The 21,226-nt window shown below is 49.6% G+C and carries 24 protein-coding genes, 1 tRNA gene, 1 pseudogene and 1 other annotated feature; of the genes and pseudogenes, 7 read left to right on the top strand and 19 right to left on the bottom strand.

The features are described 5' to 3' along the window. Positions 1 to 406: 406 nt before the first annotated feature. The 3 genes from ACAN56_RS07035 to aroA all read right to left on the bottom strand — a co-directional run bounded on the left by ACAN56_RS07035 (position 407) and on the right by aroA (position 3,138). Positions 407 to 1,075, bottom strand: coding sequence for a hypothetical protein (locus ACAN56_RS07035; protein WP_379141578.1), 669 nt, complete (start codon positions 1,073 to 1,075; stop codon positions 407 to 409). Positions 1,076 to 1,316: 241 nt separating this feature from the next. After that, positions 1,317 to 1,751, bottom strand: a complete 435-nt coding sequence (locus ACAN56_RS07030; RefSeq protein WP_340898839.1) for a CoA-binding protein — start codon at positions 1,749 to 1,751, stop codon at positions 1,317 to 1,319. Positions 1,752 to 1,845: 94 nt separating this feature from the next. Beyond that, positions 1,846 to 3,138 (bottom strand): 3-phosphoshikimate 1-carboxyvinyltransferase, encoded by a 1,293-nt coding sequence (aroA, locus tag ACAN56_RS07025; RefSeq protein WP_038590439.1) that lies wholly within the window; start codon positions 3,136 to 3,138, stop codon positions 1,846 to 1,848. A 112-nt stretch (positions 3,139 to 3,250) separates the two neighbouring features. Between aroA and ACAN56_RS07020 the strand changes: the two genes are divergently transcribed. Continuing rightward, positions 3,251 to 3,559 carry a rhodanese-like domain-containing protein gene (locus tag ACAN56_RS07020; RefSeq protein ID WP_038590436.1) on the top strand — a complete coding sequence of 103 codons (309 nt, stop codon included), beginning with the start codon at positions 3,251 to 3,253 and terminating at the stop codon, positions 3,557 to 3,559. 25 nt (positions 3,560 to 3,584) lie between these two features. Here ACAN56_RS07020 and ACAN56_RS07015 read toward each other — a convergent pair whose 3' ends face one another. From ACAN56_RS07015 to ACAN56_RS07005, 3 genes are all read right to left on the bottom strand, one after another. Then, complete coding sequence (locus ACAN56_RS07015; RefSeq protein ID WP_038590433.1) at positions 3,585 to 4,127, bottom strand: shikimate kinase; 543 nt, start codon at positions 4,125 to 4,127, stop codon at positions 3,585 to 3,587. Positions 4,128 to 4,283: 156 nt separating this feature from the next. Next, a complete protein-coding gene (gndA, locus tag ACAN56_RS07010) occupies positions 4,284 to 5,696 on the bottom strand; it encodes an NADP-dependent phosphogluconate dehydrogenase (RefSeq protein ID WP_038590418.1) in 1,413 nt (470 codons plus the stop codon). 266 nt (positions 5,697 to 5,962) lie between these two features. Beyond that, positions 5,963 to 6,559, bottom strand: coding sequence for a hypothetical protein (locus ACAN56_RS07005; protein WP_038590415.1), 597 nt, complete (start codon positions 6,557 to 6,559; stop codon positions 5,963 to 5,965). Positions 6,560 to 6,868: 309 nt separating this feature from the next. Here ACAN56_RS07005 and ACAN56_RS07000 point away from each other — a divergent pair, with 309 nt between their 5' ends. Continuing rightward, positions 6,869 to 7,492 (top strand): DUF1054 domain-containing protein, encoded by a 624-nt coding sequence (locus tag ACAN56_RS07000; RefSeq protein WP_379141573.1) that lies wholly within the window; start codon positions 6,869 to 6,871, stop codon positions 7,490 to 7,492. A 108-nt stretch (positions 7,493 to 7,600) separates the two neighbouring features. Here ACAN56_RS07000 and ACAN56_RS06995 read toward each other — a convergent pair whose 3' ends face one another. Next, entirely contained in the window at positions 7,601 to 8,890 is a 1,290-nt protein-coding gene (locus ACAN56_RS06995) for an MFS transporter (RefSeq protein ID WP_052092023.1), read from the bottom strand. 90 nt (positions 8,891 to 8,980) lie between these two features. Between ACAN56_RS06995 and ACAN56_RS06990 the strand changes: the two genes are divergently transcribed. Next, positions 8,981 to 10,456, top strand: coding sequence for an aminotransferase class I/II-fold pyridoxal phosphate-dependent enzyme (locus tag ACAN56_RS06990; RefSeq protein WP_076112074.1), 1,476 nt, complete (start codon positions 8,981 to 8,983; stop codon positions 10,454 to 10,456). A gap of 121 nt (positions 10,457 to 10,577) precedes the next feature. Here ACAN56_RS06990 and ACAN56_RS06985 read toward each other — a convergent pair whose 3' ends face one another. Both ACAN56_RS06985 and ACAN56_RS06980 read right to left on the bottom strand, forming a co-directional pair. Then, positions 10,578 to 10,901 carry a DUF1292 domain-containing protein gene (locus tag ACAN56_RS06985; RefSeq protein WP_019911532.1) on the bottom strand — a complete coding sequence of 108 codons (324 nt, stop codon included), beginning with the start codon at positions 10,899 to 10,901 and terminating at the stop codon, positions 10,578 to 10,580. Positions 10,902 to 10,992: 91 nt separating this feature from the next. After that, positions 10,993 to 11,544: a copper amine oxidase gene (locus ACAN56_RS06980; RefSeq protein WP_038590410.1), complete on the bottom strand. Its 552-nt coding sequence runs from the start codon at positions 11,542 to 11,544 to the stop codon at positions 10,993 to 10,995. 167 nt (positions 11,545 to 11,711) lie between these two features. On the opposite strand from ACAN56_RS06980, the gene ACAN56_RS06975 reads away from it, so the two are divergent. After that, positions 11,712 to 12,449, top strand: coding sequence for an MBL fold metallo-hydrolase (locus ACAN56_RS06975; RefSeq protein ID WP_379141569.1), 738 nt, complete (start codon positions 11,712 to 11,714; stop codon positions 12,447 to 12,449). 115 nt (positions 12,450 to 12,564) lie between these two features. Here ACAN56_RS06975 and ACAN56_RS06970 read toward each other — a convergent pair whose 3' ends face one another. The 3 genes from ACAN56_RS06970 to ACAN56_RS06960 form a co-directional block, all read right to left on the bottom strand. Beyond that, complete coding sequence (locus ACAN56_RS06970) at positions 12,565 to 12,801, bottom strand: DUF3892 domain-containing protein (RefSeq protein WP_038590405.1); 237 nt, start codon at positions 12,799 to 12,801, stop codon at positions 12,565 to 12,567. Positions 12,802 to 12,886: 85 nt separating this feature from the next. Beyond that, positions 12,887 to 13,330: a GNAT family N-acetyltransferase gene (locus tag ACAN56_RS06965; protein WP_341092376.1), complete on the bottom strand. Its 444-nt coding sequence runs from the start codon at positions 13,328 to 13,330 to the stop codon at positions 12,887 to 12,889. Positions 13,331 to 13,412: 82 nt separating this feature from the next. After that, the gene (locus tag ACAN56_RS06960) at positions 13,413 to 13,628 is read right to left on the bottom strand and encodes a hypothetical protein (RefSeq protein ID WP_038590399.1); all 216 of its coding nucleotides are present in this window, start codon (positions 13,626 to 13,628) and stop codon (positions 13,413 to 13,415) included. Positions 13,629 to 13,786: 158 nt separating this feature from the next. After that, positions 13,787 to 14,052 (top strand) — a binding site (T-box leader). Positions 14,053 to 14,282: 230 nt separating this feature from the next. Between ACAN56_RS06960 and metG the strand changes: the two genes are divergently transcribed. Together metG and ACAN56_RS06950 are read left to right on the top strand one after the other, a co-directional pair. Then, positions 14,283 to 15,947 carry a methionine--tRNA ligase gene (gene metG, locus ACAN56_RS06955; protein WP_379141565.1) on the top strand — a complete coding sequence of 555 codons (1,665 nt, stop codon included), beginning with the start codon at positions 14,283 to 14,285 and terminating at the stop codon, positions 15,945 to 15,947. Positions 15,948 to 16,167: 220 nt separating this feature from the next. Continuing rightward, complete coding sequence (locus tag ACAN56_RS06950; protein ID WP_379141563.1) at positions 16,168 to 16,569, top strand: hypothetical protein; 402 nt, start codon at positions 16,168 to 16,170, stop codon at positions 16,567 to 16,569. 133 nt (positions 16,570 to 16,702) lie between these two features. On the opposite strand, the gene ACAN56_RS06945 is transcribed toward ACAN56_RS06950, so the two are convergent. From ACAN56_RS06945 to ACAN56_RS06915, 7 genes and pseudogenes are all read right to left on the bottom strand, one after another. Beyond that, on the bottom strand, positions 16,703 to 17,104 hold the full coding sequence (locus ACAN56_RS06945; protein WP_379141561.1) for an aldo/keto reductase: 402 nt from the start codon (positions 17,102 to 17,104) through the stop codon (positions 16,703 to 16,705). A 112-nt stretch (positions 17,105 to 17,216) separates the two neighbouring features. After that, positions 17,217 to 18,020 (bottom strand): helix-turn-helix transcriptional regulator, encoded by an 804-nt coding sequence (locus tag ACAN56_RS06940; RefSeq protein WP_379141559.1) that lies wholly within the window; start codon positions 18,018 to 18,020, stop codon positions 17,217 to 17,219. Positions 18,021 to 18,225: 205 nt separating this feature from the next. After that, a complete protein-coding gene (locus ACAN56_RS06935; protein WP_038590386.1) occupies positions 18,226 to 18,963 on the bottom strand; it encodes a creatininase family protein in 738 nt (245 codons plus the stop codon). A gap of 240 nt (positions 18,964 to 19,203) precedes the next feature. Beyond that, positions 19,204 to 19,610, bottom strand: a pseudogene (locus tag ACAN56_RS06930) (NUDIX domain-containing protein); the annotation flags it as partial. Continuing rightward, positions 19,554 to 19,685, bottom strand: coding sequence for an NUDIX domain-containing protein (locus ACAN56_RS06925; protein ID WP_379141555.1), 132 nt, complete (start codon positions 19,683 to 19,685; stop codon positions 19,554 to 19,556). The pseudogene ACAN56_RS06930 and the gene ACAN56_RS06925, both read right to left, overlap by 57 nt. Before the next feature lie 21 nt (positions 19,686 to 19,706). Next, positions 19,707 to 20,141: an NUDIX hydrolase gene (locus tag ACAN56_RS06920; RefSeq protein WP_038590379.1), complete on the bottom strand. Its 435-nt coding sequence runs from the start codon at positions 20,139 to 20,141 to the stop codon at positions 19,707 to 19,709. Between the two features lie 167 nt (positions 20,142 to 20,308). Continuing rightward, positions 20,309 to 20,845, bottom strand: a complete 537-nt coding sequence (locus ACAN56_RS06915; RefSeq protein WP_052092022.1) for a cupin domain-containing protein — start codon at positions 20,843 to 20,845, stop codon at positions 20,309 to 20,311. A gap of 136 nt (positions 20,846 to 20,981) precedes the next feature. Here ACAN56_RS06915 and ACAN56_RS06910 point away from each other — a divergent pair. Beyond that, positions 20,982 to 21,053: transfer RNA gene (locus ACAN56_RS06910), tRNA-Val, on the top strand. The last annotated feature ends 173 nt before the right edge of the window (positions 21,054 to 21,226 follow it).

Below are 21,226 nucleotides of genomic sequence, written 5' to 3'. Positions count from 1 at the left end.
CAGCTACTCCAGCTACTCCAGCTACTCCAGCTACTCCAGCTACTCCAGCTACTCCAGCTACTCCAGCTACTCCAGCTACTCCAGCTACTCCAGCTACTCCAGCCTCTTAAGTGTATTCTGTACAACTAAAACAGCACTTTCAAACAGTAATATTAGTTTAACTGCACTTTATACATCTACAAATCGCATTTTCTGCTCCAAGGAGCCATTTAGCAACTTTTAGTTGTACCAAGTGCAGCTAAACTTCAAAAAAGGAACTTTTAGCATCATTTAGTTGCATGAAGTACATTTATTCTATTATCATCCTGCTATTCAACCAAACCTCACTTAGTTCCTTAATTCCACCTGTACCTCAATCAGACTGCATGCAAGAGTGCTTAAATTTGCTTTTCATTTCCCTATCCACTTACCATATTTGATCAGCCTGCATTGCTTTTACTTCGTAGAACCGCACCCTCTGCTTTGAATTTACCGGTTTGAGTAATCCTTTGTCACTGAGGGACTGCAACAGCCTCCGGGCCGTACGATAGTTAATCTGGAAATGGTTGCACACATCCTTGGGACGGAGCGGTTTAGCGATACGCCAGGCCAGGCGCAGCACTTCTTTCTCTTCGGACAAAATATCTGCGGCTAGCGTCTTTCTGGCTAAATGCGGCGCAAGCACCAGCTGCAGGAGCATCCGGCATACTTCAGGACGCTGCTGAACATCGTCGAAGGAAAAGTGGAGCATCCTCCAGCCCATCCCGGTGAGGAAACTATCGCGGTTCAAAGAATAGCTGAACTTCTCGCGGTCCATGTCTTTGACATGACTTTGAAAGCCGTCGCATTCGATCCCGAACCGGCCCCCATTTTGCGGCAGAAAGGCGAAGTCCAGAAACTGCGATTTGCGGTTCCAATCGTAAACTTCATATTCTGGATGTAAATGCTCAAGCGATTCAAACAGCGGCCACCACACATTCTGCAAAAACAGCCGCTCCGCAAAATTGTGACCTCTGACCAGCCTCCCCTTACGCTCCCCACTTCTCTCCGACGTATGCTGCTCGATGAATAAACGATGTGCTGCCTCAAACTCCATCTGATCCCCTCCCGGTAAATAAAAAAAGAACGCCCACCTCCCGCAAAATAATCACGGGTACATGGACGTTCTTCGTCTAATGCCAGTATAGCAACACAACCTGGCTATTTCTAGATGAAATAGGATCAGAGCAGCAAAACTTGCTGTATACCTTCCTTCCCCACCTAGGCTAAAGGGTTCCGGGGTTCCGGGGTTCCGGATTTATGAGAGTACTGGATCCTCCCCAGACTCCCCCTGAATATTACTGCCGGCTGCGCCCGTGCATCGTGATTGCTTCCTCGACCTTGATGCAGCGGTCCATGATCGCCGTCATGCCGTGCTCTGCGGCAATGTCAGCAGCCTCCTTGCTGATAATGCCCTGCTGGAGCCACAGCACATGTGCGCCGATATCAGCTGCCTCCTGCGCCACTTCGGCGCAGTATTCGCTGCGGCGGAACACATTGACAATGTCCACCGGCTCCGGTATTTCAGCCAGCGTATGGTAGCATTTCTCCCCTAGAATCTCACCGTCTACTGTAGGATTAACCGGAATGATCCGGTATCCGCGGCTCTGCATCGCATAAGCCACCATATAGGAGGTACGGTCCGATTTGTCGGAAAGACCTACAACAGCAATATTACCTGCGGAAGCAAGAATATCGCCGATTTGCTCCCGGGTCGGGTTCTCAAAGCTCATGTTTGTTACCCCTTTCGCTTTAGTGCCGAATCAGCAGGTGAAACCAAATCTTCCTATTATAAGCCGACTTCGCCTGGATCAGCATCCTATATTGTTATTGTACCCACTCCACATTTGCTCCAAGCGCACGCAGGTGGTCGAAATATTGCGGATAGGACTTGGCGACATGATGGGCGTCCTTGATCAGCAGCGGCTTGCGGGCACGAAGGCCCACTACCGTCAGCGCCATGATTACCCGGTGATCATAATGCGCATTAATCGTTACTCCGCCTTCGACACCCTCAGGCATGCCGTGCACGATGATCTCGTCGCGGCGCTCCTCAACCTTGGCTCCGGCACGGGTCAACTCCGCCAGATAGTCGGTAATCCGGTCGCATTCCTTATAACGCAGATTCTCCACGTTGTAGAAACGCGAGGTCCCTTCGGCAAATACCGCCGCCGCCACCATCGCCAGCACGGCATCGGTTGCCGCATCGCCGTCGAATTCCACAGCCTTTAGAATGCCGTTCCCCTGCACATGTACTGTTCCGTCTTCGTGAGTAAGCGGTACTTCCATCATACGCAGCACATCCACAATTGCCCGTTCCCCTTGCTTGCTCTTCTCGGCAAGCCGGTGAATTTTCACATCCGATTGGGTGACAGCCGCTGCCGCAAGCACAGCCGCAGATCCCGGATAATCCCCCTGCACGGTGTAAGACTTGGCCGCATAAGCCTGGCGCCCCGGCACCTTAAAGGACATATAATCGTCAGCAGAATGAACTACGATTCCTGCCTGCTCCAGCACCTCCAGCGTCTGGCCGACAACAACCTTCGACTTCAGATCATCCAGTACGACGATCTCGCTGTCCTCTTCTAGCAGCGGCGTCAGGAAGAGCAGCGCACTAAGATACTGTGAGCTGACTGCACCGGAGACGGTAATCCGGCCGCCAACCGGCTTGCCGCCGCGAATGGTAATCGGAAGTCTTCCATTATTATGCTCCACTTGAACACCGATCTGGCCGAGCGCTGCAATGAGGTCGTCATGCGGGCGTTTGCCCAGAGAATCCGGGTACGTGTTAACGAAAGTCACCTCCGGGCTCAGCGCAGCTACAGCCATCAGAAAGCGCAGGACAGCCCCGGCATTCCCTACATTAAGTTCCTTGACGTCACGGGGATGCCGGCCAAAGCCTTGAATGACAATCTTCTCTTCATCCTCCGTAAGCACTGCTCCAAGATCGGCAATACATCTGCGGATCGCATCGCTGTCCTCACTATGTGCAGGATAGTAGATCGTGCTGACGCCCTCGGATAGAGCGGCAACAAGCAGGTAGCGTGTAGTGTAATTTTTGGAAGACAAAGCTCCAAATTCTCCTTGCAAAGCTGGCGTCGGCCTAACAATAACGTCCATGATATAAGCGCTCCTTAGTTAATGTAGTTGATATATAGTGCTTCGTTTGACAGGCTATTCTCCACTTGTGTTATCATTAAACCAATCTTCCGATAGAAAAGAGGTCACAACCATGAATGAGATCCCCCAAATTACACCGCAGGAATTGCGGAAACGTCTGGAGACAGGCGAAGACCTTGTATTGATAGACGTACGTGAAGATGATGAAGTCGCCTTCGGGATGATTCCCGGCGCTCAGCATATCCCAATGGGCGAGATTCCGCAGCGCACGGAAGAGCTACCGGCAGAGACCGAGATCGTCTTTATTTGCCGCTCAGGTGCCCGCAGCCAGCGTGTCTGCGAATATCTGCAGCAGTTCGGCTTCAAAGGCTCCAACCTCAGCGGCGGAATGATTGAATGGAATGAAAGTGCAGAGGCGTAAGCCGCACACAAGTATACTTAAAAGCTCAACCGCGGTAATGCATTAAAATATGCTGCGACACTTCTGCCGCACTCAGCTCCGAAGTATCGACTGTGCAATGCGCGAAACGGTAAGCCTCCCGGCGCTGCTCCATGATGGTGCGGACCCTTTCCTGCGCGTTGCCAGCGAGCAGCGGCCGGTTCTGATCTCCGCTGACGCGGGATAAGATGACTTCTTCCGTGGCCGTAAGCGCCACAACAAGCCCCTTTTCCAACATCATCTCGGCATTCCCTGGAGCCAGTGCTGCACCTCCGCCTGTCGAAATAATTCTGCCCTCTCCTTCAAGCATCCGCTGAAGTACTGCAGTTTCAACCTTCCGGAAATACGTTTCACCGCCATCGGCAAAAATATCGGCAATGCTCCGGCCTTCACTCTCTATAATGACATGATCCAAATCAACCAGTTCAAAGCCCAGTTCCTCCGCCAGCATGGCACCCACTGTTGACTTGCCCGTGGCCATCATTCCTACAAGGATAATATTTTTATGCAAGGTATTGAAACTCTGTTGTTGTTCTAACTCCCCAGTCATGACTACCCTCCAACCGCGACATTTGTCATATCATAACACAGGGTGAAAACTTTGCACAATGCGATTCCCGTCCTGTAGATTCCGAAAAAAAAGGCCCGAAAGCCTCCCGCGTGCGGGAAGCCGTTCGGGCCGCTGTTTGCAGCTAAGCCAAATAGCCTATTCAGCGAGCCAGTTGTGGTGGAAGACGCCTTCTTTGTCCACACGTTGGAAAGTATGGGCGCCGAAGTAGTCACGCTGTGCTTGCAGCAGATTCGCAGGCAGGCGTTCCGTACGGTAGCTGTCATAGTAGGCCAGTGCACTTGCGAATCCCGGAACCGGAACCCCTTGAGTTACAGCAGCGGCAACAACCTTGCGCCATGCGGATTGGTACGAACCCATGATGTCTTTGAAGAACGGATCCAAGAGCAGGTTCTTCAGCTCTGGATTGGTTTCATAGGCATCGGTGATATTCTGGAGGAAACGGGAGCGGATAATGCAGCCGCCGCGCCAGATTTTGGCCAGACTGCCGTATTTCAGATCCCAGCCGTATTCGTCGGAAGCTACGCGCAGCTGCGCAAAACCTTGCGCATAGGATACAATTTTGCTCGCGAACAACGCTTTGCGCACATTTTCGATAAATTCTGCTTTGTCCCCTTGGAAAGGCTCGGTTTCCGGCCCGCTCAGCACTTTGCTGGCTTCTACACGCTCATCCTTCATTGCAGACAGGAAGCGGGAGAATACGGATTCGGTGATCATAGACAGCGGCACGCCAAGATCGAGCGAGCTCTGGCTTGTCCATTTGCCTGTTCCTTTTTGGCCGGCGGCATCGAGGATAACGTCAACCATCGGTTTGCCGGTTTCTTCATCGTATTGTGCGAAAATATCCGTTGTGATTTCGATCAGATAGCTGTCAAGCTCGCCGCTGTTCCACTCTTTGAAGATGCTGTGCAGTTCTTTGGCATCCAGACCAAGCACATCCTTCAAAAGCTGGTAAGCTTCGCAGATCAGCTGCATGTCGCCGTATTCAATGCCGTTGTGCACCATTTTTACATAGTGTCCTGCACCGTCCGGTCCGATATATGTACAGCAAGGCTCTCCGTCCACTTTGGCCGAAATTGCCGTAAGGATAGGTTCAACAAGCTTATATGCACTTTCTTGACCGCCTGGCATAATGGAAGGTCCTTTAAGCGCGCCTTCTTCACCGCCGGAAACTCCGGTACCGATGAAACGAAAACCTTTTTCTTCCAGTTCTTTGCTGCGGCGAACCGTATCAGGGAAATAAGCGTTACCGCCGTCGATAATAATATCGCCTTGGTCAAGATGCGGCAAAAGCTGCTCAATTGTGGCATCGGTAGCTTTACCCGCCTGAACCATGATCAGAATTTTGCGCGGTACTTCGAGTGATTCTACAAACTCTTCAATGGAAAAAGTACCCACCAGATTTTTGCCTTCCGCTTCGGCAATAAGATCATGTGTCTTCTCCGGGGAACGGTTGAATACCGATACGGTAAAGCCTCTGCTCTCGATGTTAAGAGCCAAATTTTTACCCATTACCGCTAAGCCAATAACGCCGATTTGTTGTTTTGCCATCTGGTCCTCCACCCTTTGCATCCTATATTTTTGTGAAATCCATTTCTCGCAGTATAAGAATACCACCCTTTGTCAGATACAGCAAAGTTCCGCCTGCGAAATAGAGAGCAATTTCATTGACAAAGTCCTTAAGTTGCAGGAAATTGCTCACAATGACTATTTTAACGTTTTTACCGCCAGAAGTGAACCCCTGTCCACAAGTTGAAATACAAAGTTAAGGGCACCCCTGCTGAGGGATGCCCTTAACCAAATGAAGCCGATCTTTGCTACCATTCAAGCATATTTAGTTCCCGCTGCAAAAAGCTGAGCTCCGCCATACAGGACTCTGCAAGTTCGGCGTCTTCACTGCGAAGGGCCTCATTCAAGCGGTCCAGCTGTTCATCAACCTCAATCCTCCGCTGGCGGATCCGCTCTTCTCCTTCACCGGAGTAAAAAAGCTTTGTCAGCTCCTGATCCGTGAGCATCGGCCCTTTCTGATACAGTACACGCTGCTGATACCCGGAAATTTCCACCAGACGGATCACTTCACCAAATAAAATATTCTCAATGATAATCTGGCGGTCGCGGAAACGTTTGACTACGGCATGCCCTCGCATATCGCCAATCAGCTTCTCCATCCATTCGGACAGGCGCGCATCACGGATCATATAATCGCCCACCAGCTTGTAGCCATCCTTAATCCGCTGGAAGCGGAGCTTTACCAGCTTACGGCCGGTGCGCACCGAAATCAAAAAAACACTTTCATTCTCACTCCAGTAAAGGGAATAGCCATCCTTTATCAAGTCCTTGATAAGATCCTGTATATGCTGTCGGTCAAACCGCAGCTCCAGATTGCAATACTCCACTTCGTCATTTTTGTTCACGGCACTCCCCCCTAACAGCTTTGCTTCTGCAAAACCAGCTTTATTAGCTTTTTTCCTAGGTAAAATTGACTGCCGGACCTCCACTTGCGATCTTTACTTTGCGTTCGTCTTACTCTTATTTTATACTTCATTTTATGTAGCGGTAACTTGGTTTATTGACTATTTTTACCCGTTTCCTGCTAATCCCAAACGCTTCCCGCTGTTTTTACTGGATTTTGAGGCTTTGAGATGGAAATATGCGGCAGCGGCAGCAATTTCAGCAATGCTTACATGCATGCGAATCTATTTTTTGAACAAGGAGACGCTAGAATGCCATTTCAAGGATTTACACATGATGATTTTGCAGTATTTCAAATTGTGGGGCTGGAGCCGAGAATGGATGCCCTCATTGCCCGGGTGCGGCCTAAATTGAATGAGCTTGGCAACGAACTTGCTCCAGTCCTGTCCGCGCTGTGCGGTGAAGAAATGTTCCCGCATGTAGCCAAGCACGCCCGGCGCACCGTTCATGCCCCGAATGATACATGGGTGGCCTGGGGCCCGAATAAACGCGGGTACAAGGCTCTGCCGCATTTCCAGGTTGGTATGTTCCACAGCCACTTGTTTGTTGTTTTTGCCATTATCTACGAGAGCTCCAACAAGGTGCTCTTTGCGAATGCGCTGGCGAAACAATCCGCAGATATCCGCGCCGAGCTTCCGGGAAGCTATTTCTGGTCGACCGACCACTTGGATCCTAAGGGAATCCAGGAATCGGACATGGACGACCGGCAGTTCACCGAGCTTGCCCGCAAGCTGAAGGAAGTCAAGAAAGCCGAGATTACGTGCGGTCTGCGGATCGACAAGGATGATCCGATTCTGTTGGATGAGGATAAGCTCCTGGAGCTTATTCAGCAGACCTTCGAGACGCTGCTGCCCCTGTATCGTATGTCCTTTTAGACACCTACAAAGTCTATGGCTGCAATAAAGCCGCAGGCAGACGGATGAATTCATTCCGTCTGCCTGCGGCTTATTTGGTGTCACCGATCGTTCCCAATCGACTCCAGCTCAGCTAGTTCCTGCCTTTAATTTTGTCCGATGGACAATAAGCAGATGCAGTCCGAACAGCAGCACCATCACAAATGAGCTGGCCAGAAAAGGAGCACTATGGCTGACTGAATCCCACAGTCTGCCTGACAGCACGGGGCCTGCGACCATGCCGGAGCCTTGGAGTGTCAGGAAAAGGCCCCATACGGTGCCCCGCTCCCCCTTAGGCACCTGCAAAGCAATAAAGGCGTTCCAGGCCGGAAGGATAAGCGCATAACTTACACCAACCAGCGCAACAGCGCAGAAGGCCAGCGGCAGCCAGCGCACCTGGGAGAAGAAGGCCAGTGAACCGGCTGCCAGCAGAAATCCAATGTTCAGAAACACCGTAGTCCCGATCCGGTCCACCAATTTCCCGGCGGGAATGAGCGCCAGCACTGTGATCCCCCCACCCGCAATGAGCAGCATGCTGAACTGATTCGGCGTGACATGCAGCTCCGAATGGGCAAACAACGTAACTACCGGCGTCATGAGGCCGATGGCGAAAGCCTGCAGAAATAATGCCGGGAACAGCAGCCGGCTTACCTTCAGCGAGCTTCTGACCGCGTGCATCGTCCGTTTGAGGCTCTGCAGCGGCTGAAACGGTCTGCGCTGTTCCACAGGCGCTTCTTCACTGTGGAGGTCTCGCACAACATGGGGAGCATGGCCACCGATTTTGGACGGGAGCAGCAGGGCAACGGCAGCAACAGCAGCTGCGCATCCCATAAGCACAAGAAATACCGTACGGTAGCCTTGACCGCCATGATCCATCAGAAAATTCATGGTGATCGGCCCGATCCCGGTTCCGGCCAGCGAGGCCATCTCTACTGCGCCCATCGCCGCACCGCTGCTGCCGCTCTTCGTAGAACCGGCCAGCTCCGTAATCCCTGTCATTGTGCAAGGCCACAGCGGCGATGTTCCAATGCCCAGAATCAGGCAGGCTATGGATAAACTGACCGCATCTTTGGCATAGACAATCATTCCTACCGCTACTACCAGCAGCAGCAGGGCGCCCGTCATTGTCCAGCGGTAGCCGATACGCTCCATCACCCAGCCGAACGGGCTGCGGAAGAGGTTGTCCCCCAGATATTGCAAGGCAAAAGCAAAACCTACCACCGTTACCGACAAGCCGAGGATATTCTCCATATACACAGGCAGGAGGGCGACAAGCAGCGAGCCTTTCACAAATTCCACCAAAAAGATAATAGCCCACATTTCCATAATGAAGGGCGAGGCCAAGCTGATATGCATACGTTGTGCTACTTTGCCAGACATTAGATCACATCCTAGTATTATGTTGATTGATTTGTTATACTGATGCTTGCTTGAAAAAAAACTATTCGCGAAAGGTTGTGACAGCATTAAATGGATCAACACCGTACTCCCCTCTTCACTGCTCTCAAAAAGCATGCCGCTGGAAACCCAGTTCAATTTCATATTCCCGGGCATAAGAAGGGGCTAGGAACCGATGCCGAATTCCGTGAGTTTATCGGCGATAACGCTCTATCCATAGATTTGATCAATATCGCACCGCTTGATGATCTTCATCAGCCTACCGGCGTAATACAAGAAGCTCAGAAGCTGGCTGCGAAGGCTTTCGGCGCCGACTATACGTATTTTAGCGTACAGGGCACGAGCAATGCCATCATGACTATGATCCTCTCTGTCTGCTCAGAAGGAGACAAAATAATTGTGCCGCGGAACATTCACAAATCCGTGATGTCGGCAATTATTTTCTCCGGAGCCAAGCCTGTTTTCGTCTCACCTGTACAGGATGAGAATCTTGGGATAGACCACGGCATTACCACCAGCTCGCTGGAACGAGCATTAAGGCGCCATCCGGACGCCAAAGGAGTTCTAGTAATCAATCCAACGTATTTTGGCGTATGCGCTGACCTGCGTTCGATTGTTGACCTGGCCCACAGCTACGGGGTTCCCGTATTGGTGGACGAGGCACATGGAGTATTGATTCATTTTCATGAGGATCTTCCGGTATCAGCCATGCAGGCCGGTGCCGATATGGCGGCAACCAGCGTTCACAAGCTGGGCGGCTCCATGACGCAAAGCTCGGTGCTTAACGTGAATGCCAAAACCGGGCTGGTCAACCCGCAGCGGGTACAGACGATTCTCAGTATGCTGACGACAACTTCCACCTCATATATTTTGCTTGCGTCACTGGATACTTCCAGACGCAATCTGGCTCTGAACGGCCATGAAATGGCCGAGAGAACAATAGCCTTGTCCAATTATGCCCGGGAGACCATCAACAACATCGACGGTCTGTACAGCTTTGGCAGAGAGATTCTTGGCACAGAGGCCACCTTTAATATTGATCCAACCAAGCTTAACATTCATGTCCGCCATTTGGGAATAACCGGTTATGAAACAGAAAACTGGTTGCGCCAAAAGTATAACATCGAAGTAGAACTAAGCGACATGTATAATATTCTTTGCCTGATTACGCCTGGTGATACCCAAGATTCCGTAGATAAGCTGCTTTCCGCCCTGCGGGTATTGTCAGCCATCCATTACAGCAAAGGTGAGATCTATGAGCTTAAGGTGCAGGTGCCGGAAATTCCACAGCTTGCCCTTATTCCAAGAGATGCCTTTTATGCGGATACTCAGGTAGTTCCGTTCCGCGAATCCGCAGGTTATATCATTGCGGAATTCATCTATGTTTATCCTCCGGGCATTCCGATTTTGCTCCCCGGTGAAATAATTACCCAGGATAACATTGATTATATCATCGACCATGTGGAAATCGGGCTGCCGGTCAAAGGTCCGGAGGACCGCAGCATCAACTTTGTCAAGGTAGTCGTGGAAGCTGATCCGATCTCTTGATCGGCCAGCCTTCCGCAAAACATAGGCATTCATACAAAAACCCGATACTTTAGGTATCGGGTTTTTGCATGCAAGCCTCAGTGCTGAATCCATGCAACCTCAGGCTGTGCTACACTGAAATCTATTCTTGCTGGGCAAGCAGCTCGTTGTAAGCTTCTTCAACGGCTTTCCATTCAGCTTCATCTTCAATGTTGTAAAGCACCATTTCTTCATCTTCTTCTTCCATACGCAGAATGATGCCATCCGCTTCAGGGTTTTCGCGCTCCAGCAACAGCGCGTATAATTTCTCGCCCACATCGAACGTTTCTACCAGCACCATTTCTACATCTTCGCCCTGCTCGTTCGTCAAGGTCAGCACAAACTCCTCGTGCTCATGGTCGTGATCATGTCCGCAACCGCATGCTTCACCATGTTCATGGCCATGCTCATGTTTGTGATCGCTCATTGAAATACCTCACTTTGAATTGAATTATCCTACATTTGGTATCGTAACACGTATGATAAGTTCAGGTCAATTTGAGGGAGGTGCAAAATACCTAATCTAGTGCAGTGATTACCTTCTCTGACACAAGTACGTAATCTACATTCTTGGAGGCTTTAATATAGAAGCCCACACGGTACTTCCCGGACTCTTTAAAATCATAGGTGAACTCCGAGGTGGAGAACCAGAAATCTTCTTTTTTCGAACCGCCCAGCTCCTGCGACTGAATGTCCTTCACATTTCCCGATGGATCGGTAATGGCTACTTTTACTGCTGCGATGCTATCTGTCAAGCTGTCCACCTGTGACAACACCTTAAATTTGAGTTTTCCGATATTCACGTTACCAAATACATCATCGCCCTTATACAGAATAATCTGTACATTCGGCTTAAGAATGGTCACTTTGCCTGAACCGTCCCAGTTCACGACGCCTCCAGCTTCCCTGGCCGGGATATAAGCCTTGCCATCAATCAAATAGCCGCCATCGGCCATTTCTTTCCCATTGCTCCATACCCTGATTTTCTGATTTACAGCGTCCGCGAACAATAATGAACTTCCCATCAGGGAAAATACAACTACGCACAGAGCAACTTTTTTCCACCTCATAAGCAGAGACCCTCCAAATAATTCATGCTGTTAATATATACTGCCAAGGGTGACACAAGTTGCGCCGAAGTGAGATGAAAATTTCATTTCTGTCATCAAAATGTTACTATATTGAAAATAAAACGTTAACCTGTGTTGGCAACAATTAGAACTGGAGGATTTTCGGTATGACTATACAACTGCAAATGATAGGTACGGGTGATGCTTTTTCCAATAACTACTATAATAACAACGGGCTGCTGCTGGATGGCAACTTCTCGCTTCTCATAGACTGTGGTGCTACAGCCCCGCTCGCCATGCATCAATTAGGGAGATCGTTCCGTGAGGTGAACGCGACACTAATCACACATATCCATAATGATCATGTCGGCGGACTGGAAGAGCTGGCACTAGAGTTGATGCAGGATAATAATCGGAAAATGCGGCTGCTGTTGTCGGAGACACTGGTCAAACCGCTGTGGGATCACATCCGCAAGAGCGCTCACTCAAAGGAAGGCCGTGCAGATTCCCTCGAAGAAATGTTCAATGTAACTGCGCTGCGTCCAGGTGAGTCTTATACCCTTTCCCCGGAAATTACACTGCAATTGATTCGCACCCCGCATATTCGCGGCCGGGACAGCTACTCGCTGCTGCTGAATGACGATATCTTTTACAGCGCCGATATGACCTTCCAGCCTGAGCTGCTGATCAAGCTTGTCCGCAAGCATGGCGTCCGGAAGATTTTTCACGACTGTGAGCTCAGCGGATCGGGTCAGGTTCATACTACACTCCGGGAACTGATGTCTTTGCCTGATGATGTACGCAAGCTAATCTATTTAATGCACTACAGCGACCGGAAGCCTGAATTTGAGGGGATGACCGGAGAAATGGAGTTTCTTGTTCAGCATGAGATATATGAGCTTTGAGGTTCAGTTTCCCGTATCTTTATTAACCGCAGTTTATAACCTTGAAGCTGCAAAAAAAGCCGGATGGGCAGTGTCAACTGACACTGCCTGTCCGGCTGTTCTTATCTATGCGGTTTTAGAACTGCGGCAGCTGATCCAGATTATTCGTGGGATCGCCATCCGCATCGCCACGGATGTATAGTTCGCCATCTCTGCCTTTGAACACATTCACTCCGGCTATACTTCCCGCTTGAACCTCCTGCAGCGCCTGCTGGTAGTCCAGTACTCGTCCTGAAGAGGTCTGGAACTTCATCAGATCACCGTCACCGTTTCTTTGGGCCGCTGTAAACCGTTCGCGTTCATTGTTCATCACTTAGGATCTACTCCTTCGCGCTTGGATTGGCCATTAGGCTCAACTCTAGCTTGCCCCGCTAACGAAAGAATATGTACTTTGAGGTTTACAGCGTTTTCTGCATTCTCACATGCAAAATACCCGCATCATAGAATGGCTCTGGAGAGATCACTTCATACCCCAGTTTGTTATAAAAGGCTTCCGCCTGGCATTGTCCATCAAGGATGGATGATTCGAGGCCCAGCTCACGGGCAAGCTCCTCCAGCGCCAACAGCAGGATACGCCCGTATCCCTTGCTGCGGTAGTCTTTGTCGACTGCGATACGCTGCATTTTCGCAGTGCCTGCTTTATAATAAATCAATCTTCCGGTAGCTACCGGGAGACCCTCATCCATCAGCAAGATATGATGCACATTGTCGCCGATTACATCATACTCATCAATTTCCTCTTCTTCCGGTACCTTTTGCTCTTCAACAAATACCTTTTTGCGGATGTCCAGTCCCATCTGGAGCTGTTCATCTGTCGTTACATGTACGATTTCCGCCGCCATACTTCCACAGGTCTCCTCTCTTTATATAAAAACGATAGTTGACCCATTATACAGAATTTTCATTACTCTGTGAAGAGCGCCATTATTCGACCGAATAGACCTCAGTGGAAATCGAGCGGTCGTATACATCCTCCAATACAGGCGATAAAGGGCTGTCTAAACCTTCAGGCTTTCCATCCAAGCCAGTCATGCTCTGGATCTCCACAACACTCGGCGCCTGATAGGACGAAGCACATCCAACTGCCGTCAGGAGCAGCATTAAACACACTACCGCTTCCCATATCTTAATTCTGCGCATCTCTTTCCCTCCTATCGTCTTCTGCTCTACACAGCTTTGACGATTCGTGAGGTTATTAAACTGATTAGCGGTCTTTGTGAATCCAGATTCAAAAACCACATTAAACGCTTGACTTTTACCGCGTTCCTCCCGTAAGATAACCATTAATTAGGATAACCACAAAAGCTAAGAAGAGAAAGAGTACCTTGGCCAATCTTTCACAGAGAGCTCCAGCCGCTGAAAAGGAGCAAAGAAAATCCAAGGGAATATGGTCTCTGAGCTGCGCATCGAACCCCTCCATGAGGGTTGTAGGCTGCGCCGGAACCCGCATCCGTTATCGTGCTAGGGTATACCCGCGAACAGCGGACGTACCTGAAGAGGTGAATGCCGCAAGGCATTGATGAAGTTGGGTGGTAACACGTGAGCACAGGCTCTCGTCCCTTTTGGGGACGGGAGTCTTTTTTGTTGCCCAAAAATGCTCCCGGAGCGAGTTTTGTTCGATGGGAAATCCGGGAGTTACGCTCACAAAACTTGAGCATATGCTTCCGAAGCAAGTTTTGTTCGAAGGACAATCTGGGAGTAACGCTCACAAAACTTGAGCATATGCTTTCGAAGCGAGTTTTGTTCGAAGGACAATCTGGGAGTAACGCTCACAAAACTTTAGGAGGAGATAAAATGTCCAATATCTTTATCGGAGGGGCGTGGCCTTACGCCAATGGCTCTCTGCATCTGGGAAGACTGGCAAGCATTCTGCCCGGTGACATTCTGGCCCGCTACCACCGGGCTAAAGGTGATCAGGTGCTGTATGTGTCCGGCAGCGATTGCCATGGAACACCGGTTGCTGTCCAGGCAGCCAAAGAGGGCGTAACGCCGGGCGAATTCGCCGACCGCTATCATGAGGAATTTGTGGAGTGCTTCGGCAAGCTTGGTTTTACTTACGATTTATACACGCGGACAGATCAGGAAACCCACCACACGGTCGTTCGTGAGCTGTTTCTTAAACTTCTGGACAACGGGCACCTGTACAAAAAGACAACGCTCCAGTGCTACTGCGAGCAGGATCAACGGTTTCTACCCGACCGGTACGTGGAGGGAACGTGTCCGGTCTGCGGGCAGCAGGCACGCGGCGATCAGTGCGATTACTGCTCCACCCTGCTTGACCCGTCCGATCTGCTGGACAGATCCTGTAAAATCTGCGGAACCCCTCCGGTGCTGCGGCCTACAGAGCATTACTATCTTTCACTTTCGAGCTTTCAAAAGGAACTGGCAGACTATGCGGAATCATCTCGGGGCTGGAGGGATAATGCCGTCCGGTTGACTCAGCGTTATCTGCAAGAGGGACTTCAAGACCGCGCGGCTACCCGTGATCTCGATTGGGGGGTGGATGTGCCGGCAGACGGATTTACCGGCAAAAAAATCTATGTATGGATCGAAGCGGTCAGCGGCTATCTGTCCGCCAGCAAGCAGTGGGCCGCAGAGACAGGAAACCGTTGGGAGGATTTCTGGCTGGAGAATCGTGAGAGCGTCGATGAGGACGGCAAGACAACCGCTTATTATGTGCATGGGAAAGACAACGTGCCTTTTCATAGTCTGATTTGGCCGGGTATACTATTGGGAGTGGGCGGACTGCATTTGCCTGACCGTCTGTTTGCCTGTGAATACATGACGCTGGAAGGGCAGAAATTCTCTACCAGCCGCAACTGGGCGGTCTGGGTACCGGATATTCTCAGCCGCTATCAGCCGGATTCAATCCGGTACTTCCTGATTGCGAACGGCCCCGAGAAACGTGATACCGACTTCTCCTGGAGGGAGTTCATCCACAGCCATAATGGCGAGCTGCTCGGCGCCTTCGGCAATTTTGTAAACCGCAGCCTGGCCTTCATAAATAAAGCCTTCGGGGGTTGTGTGCCGGACGGAATACTGGAACCTAAGTGGAGAGCGAACTTCGACACCTTATACGCCGAAGCCGGCAGACTGATCGAATCCGGGCGTTTTAAGGAGGGTCTGGAGTTTATCTTTGGTTATATTCGCCAAGCCAATAAATACTTTGATGAACAGAAACCCTGGCTGCAGATCAAGGAAGACCGCAATGCCTGCGGAGATACCCTCTACACCTGCGTACAGATCATTGCTAATCTGGCTAATCTGCTGAATCCGTTCATTCCTTTTTCCTGTGATGAGCTCCGTACCTTCTTGTCCCTTGATGAGGCTGGATGGCAGCAGTCCTCTGTTCCGGCAGGACAGACCATCAATGAACTGAAGCTGCTCTTCGAACGCATTGATACTGTACGGATTGAAGAGGAAACAGCCCGGCTGGAGAGCCAGATGCTAAGTAACTAATCCTTATAATACCTGCTGGCCATATGGCGGAGGATGAGTTTATTATGTAGGAGGCAGCCTCCGCCTGTAAGTTCCGCTTATATTCGGGATGAATTCAATTCTATTTAAAGGTGAAACTATGAGAAAAACTCTAACTCTAGTTCCAATATTATGTATATTGCTTTTTCTGCCTTCTTCTTCTTTTCTAATGAAGCATTCCTTTCGTAGCGCCGACTGGGGAATGAGCATTACCGAGGTGAGGGAAAGCGAAACGTTGGATTTTAAAGAGTTCGGTGATGGTGCTCTAAAGATTCTGCAATATAAATATCCGTCACCGGAATTTGACGATGCTTGGGTGTACTATTTGTTCCCGGAACAGCAGAACCACAAGTTAGGCGGCGCCGGTTACATCTATTATATACAGGATCAAGAGGCCAGAGCAGCACTCGTCCGGAAGCTGTCGGAGAAATACGCGGGCATCTACGGTGTAGGGCAGTATAGCAATGATGCCAATTTTCAGCGGTATTACTGGAATTTACCCGACAAGAGGCTGGTCATTTACAACGATTTCGGAGCAGAGGCGGCGGCTCAGTTCTACTATGATTATGAATTCATTGAAACTATCAATGCAGGAACACAATAACTGGTACCGTCTCTCCAAAAAAACCGATTTTTCTATAGCCCGGTTGATATCGTAAGGCTGTAGAAAAAAACGGCTGTACCGCAAAAGACCACTGTATTCCTCATGCTTTCTCTAATTCTACCGGTTATCCAGGTTAATTCTGGCTGGGAAACCGCCCGCCGGCTGCTGCCCCCTTCGGTGAGATGTTTTCGATTTGGGCAAACTGTGAAGTCGTGCAGCCTTTTTGTACGGCCATCGCTTCAATCAGGGAGACGACTTCAAGGTTTTTGTGAGTATGCGTCACCCCGAATTTGGTCGCAATTGCAGCCTTATCCCTGCGCCCTTTAAGCGCCCGCCCCAGCAGCTTCTCATTACCTCCGAAACGCCCCAGCAGGTATTCCTCACCATAAAGATCTGCTGTATCAAAAAGTGTCACACCCAGCTCCAGCGATCCCCGGATCGTATCTACCGATTCTTCATTGTCCGGCATCATCATGGTGCCGAGGCCCAGAGCTGACACTTCCAGCCCTTCGTTTCCCAGTTTTCTTGTCAACATGTGTGGTTCCTCTTTTCCATAGATTAAAGTAAATGAACATGCACTTTATTCTAATCAGCCCGAACAAAAGCAACCACAGTACGTTTATGCTAGTAAGATCATTACCAGGCTGTCAATCCTTAACCGGTGTATACACGCACACATGCAGATCGGGATGATCGGTTGGACTTGCAAAGGAATGAATGTCGTAGGCAACCGTCTTGTCATCACCAGCAGGAGTTTGGATGTAAACCCGGTTTACAGTTTTGAGCTGGATGTTGTGCAGCTTCCATATGTCCGCAAACTCCCTGCTCTCCACACACAACTGCTCGACGATATCCTGAAACCATGGATCTTCCGGATGCTTATCATAGTAGGTTCTGAACACGGCAACTGAATGCAGAGTGAACTCTTCCCAATTGATCATACGGCGGCGAAGCCCGGAATTCAGAAACAGCAGCCGGATCATCAACCGTTCAGCATCAGGTATTGCGTCAAAATCAATCAGCATCTTCGCTGCCTCTTCATTCCAGGCAAGAACCTCGGATCTTTCATTGCTGATGAAAGACGGATAGGGCAGCTGCCCGATGATTTCCCTCCACTGCGGATTAAGCGTTGTACTAATAGAAGAAACAGCTGCACGCTCATGTGGATTCCAAAGCTCGAACAGATGTTGCTGCTCATCCGGCGTCAGCTGCAGCGCCCTCCCGATGTTCTCGATGATATCTCTGGACGCGGTTACTTCTCTGCCCTGCTCCAGCCAGGTATAATAAGTTGCACTGACACCTGCCAGCATAGCAACCTCTTCCCTTCGGAGTCCCGGCGTTCTTCGTAGGCTATAGGATGCTTTAAGCCCTGCCTGTTCCGGCTGAAGCCGGTTTCGGCGCGATTTCAGATAATCGCCGAGCGTTTTGGCTTTACTATTCTCATTAAGCATACACAACCTCTTCTCACTGAATCATTACGATCCATTTTAGCTTAACATGTTCCATACTTAAACCTTTGTCCGTGCTTGCTATCCCTTAAAACGGATGTTCATCATTGATCAAGCCTGCGCGTTACGTGTCCCCACAGCGTCAGAATAAAAAAAGTGCCCGAACAGTCATAAACACGACTGCTGCGGACACACTTTTGTGCAACTTTTACTGAGCTAGAGCAATTTCCTGCAGCATTGCTGCAATGGCTTCAACGGAGCCGTTCCACAGCTTCTCGCCAAGATCCCTACTGGCATGGGTTGGGTCACCTATAACGCCTGTTGTGGAGTATTTGCCAAAATCCAGATTGGGATCATCCCATTCCGGTTCACTGCTGCCAGGATTAAAGATCTGCGCTTCCCTAATATCCTCAGGATGTTTATAAAGTCCCAGCGAAGTAGTGAAGCTGTCTGCATGACCACCCGGAATGTCGGGATCAGCATGCCTGCACCAGATCTCATGAAACGGATGGTGGGGAATATCGACCTTGGCTTTCCCCTCATATTCCTGATTGAACCTTACTGCCACATTGCCCAGCAAGTGACCGCCGCAGCCGCGAAAAATAACCAGCTGTCTAAAGCCTTGGTCCACCAGGGAAGTCAGAACAGCGTATATTACATCTTCATAAAGCTTCTGCGGAATATCGATAAAGCCGTATCCAAAGCTGCGGTGCTCCGGCGTAGGTCCAAAAGGAATTGTCGGTATCACCAGGGACTTGACTCCATATCTCAGCTTGGCCTGCTGCGCTGCTTCAATGGACAGTTCTGTGGCCAGCCATGTATCAAAATCAACGGTGGAGTGTGGACCCTGCTGCTCCGTACAGCCCGTCGGAATAATTGCCAGATAACCTTCCGCTGCTTTTTCTTTAATTTCCAAAAAGGTGAGCTTTCCGTATTCGACTGTCATTTGAATTTCCCCTTAGGTTGTCTAATAGTAAATAGTCGAAGCGAGGTGTTTGTTTATGCGCAGATGTTCATTGTGGCTGCCCCTCCTAACCTTTCTTGCCGCAGGCCTTCTTCTGGATTTCCTGATCTATAGCCTTAACAAGAAACGAAGACAGCGCTTTAGCGACATCTGACCCTGAACGAGAAAAGAAGGCTAGCTGCAGCCATCGAAGTGAAGAATAATAGGATTTCTATGCTGGTTCTATATCTTCCGTTTCAGCGAGACGGCAAACTCCGGTTTGGTCTCATAGGCCATGTAGGATACTGTCCCTGCAAAATCCAAATAAGCCTGATAACGCGTGCGGATCGCCGGGCTTGTGATCTTATCCAACACAAGCTCCTTAGCCACCCAGCAGCTTTCCGACGTTTCCTCTGAAACGGCAAGTTCTCCGCCCACCGGCTTACATACATAATCCAGCATTACTTTCGTCGGAACATCGGTGATGCCGTCATGCCATTTGTACATTCCCGTATTCGAATACACTCCGATCAGGTGAGAGACCTCGGTATCTATTCCGCTTTCTTCCTGGATCTCCCGGATGAGCGCATCCATCAGATTCTCTCCGGCCTCCACTTGCCCCCGGGGAACACCCAGCCACCATGAAATGTTTTGACCAAAAGCACTTCTCCCTGCTCATTCTCCACGATCCCGCCGACAGCCACAATATGAGTTGGCATAGCCATGTTATTGACCTCCCATGATCTTTATAATTGAATATTGCACTGCTCAGCAAATTCATTGACTTTGGACAGCAACGCAGGATAGATCATCGGATAGGTTAACTCTTCCGGTACCTCCGTGAACCCGCATATTTCTTCCATTTCATAAGCCGGCAATTGTCCGAACTTATTAACGGTGGCCAGGTAGAGCTTTCCGAAACTATCCGGCATTGACTCTCCGGTAACCGAATAAATACTTATTGGAAATAACGTATAGTCTTCCGCTCCTGTCTCTTCATACAGTTCTCTTGCCGCTGCTTCATCAGACGTTTCATTCTCGTCAATATGTCCACCTGCAAATTCCCATGTGGTCTGTCCACGCTGCCGAGCTAATATCCACTGCTTATTATGCCTAACGATAATAACGACGTAGGTTAGATTTTCTTCCTTTATTCCCGTCTCGTGTATAGTAACTTTCATTCACAAACATCTCCTTAGACGGCAAAACCGATAGAGTTTTGGTGGATTACCGGATGTGACGTTCCTATTATCTCTGGTTTAAACTATGTATAGAATCCCTTGATATTTTTCCCAACAGCTTCATCCATTATATAATAGAAGCATTCATAAGTCCGTCGGGAAAAGAATCACTCACCACCGTCTTCTCCCCGCTTCTCCTCACCCTTGCCCTGAGCGTTCAATTGCGCCCATATCTCCCGGGTCAAATGTTCACCTTTATAATAGTCCACCCTATTCTCCGTTTCATACAGCTCCTCATACGGCAAAATATTGATTTTCCCGGAGTCAGGGTATTCCGCAACATCCAAGCCGTTATTCGTCCGTAAATCGAGATAGCGGCAAGGCGTCTCTGTATGATTAAACAGCTGATGCGCACCTGATGGACCGGTTTCGAAAAATATCGTATCCCCCTCATGGACTTCCTGTAACCCGTCGGGAGTTCTTAACATAGCACTGCCCGTCAAAATCACAAACAGCTCTTCAGCATTTCTATGAAAGTGATACGGATACGAGTACTTGCCCGGGTCCAATGACCGGATATCAAAAATCAAATGCTTCGATCCTACCATCCCCGCCAGCTTCTCGCTGGTGTGCCAAGCAAATTCCGGAACCGGAGACTGCCTTTGTTTAAAAGAGATGTTCTGTTCATTGAAAATGGTCGCCATGGAATTACTCCCTACGCATAAGTTATTTTAATCCGAGCATAGAGACTATGGAGCAAGTTGTAAGTGAGTAAATTCATATCCCGCGAAAAAAACATTGCCATCCCCTCACATCCTGTGGTATTATAAATTTCGTTGCAGGACGGTAGCTCAGCGGGAGAGCACTATCTTGACAGGGTAGGGGTCATGGGTTCGAACCCCATCCGTCCTATACTGCATCACTACGTAAAACTCCTTATTTTATAAGGAGTTTTTCTTTTTCTATCCCCCACTCGCATTGGGGACGGAATTTTTCGCCTATAAAAACAACCACTCATGTCAGAGTGGTTGTTTTTATAAGTCTGATGCTCTTGATGATCATAAAGGCAACTCAATGAAATTGAT

Source organism: Paenibacillus paludis (genome assembly GCF_042610515.1).
Taxonomy (GTDB): domain Bacteria; phylum Bacillota; class Bacilli; order Paenibacillales; family Paenibacillaceae; genus Paenibacillus_AQ.
Note: the sequence above shows the minus strand (reverse complement) of the source record. Positions and strands in the feature narration are given on the sequence as shown.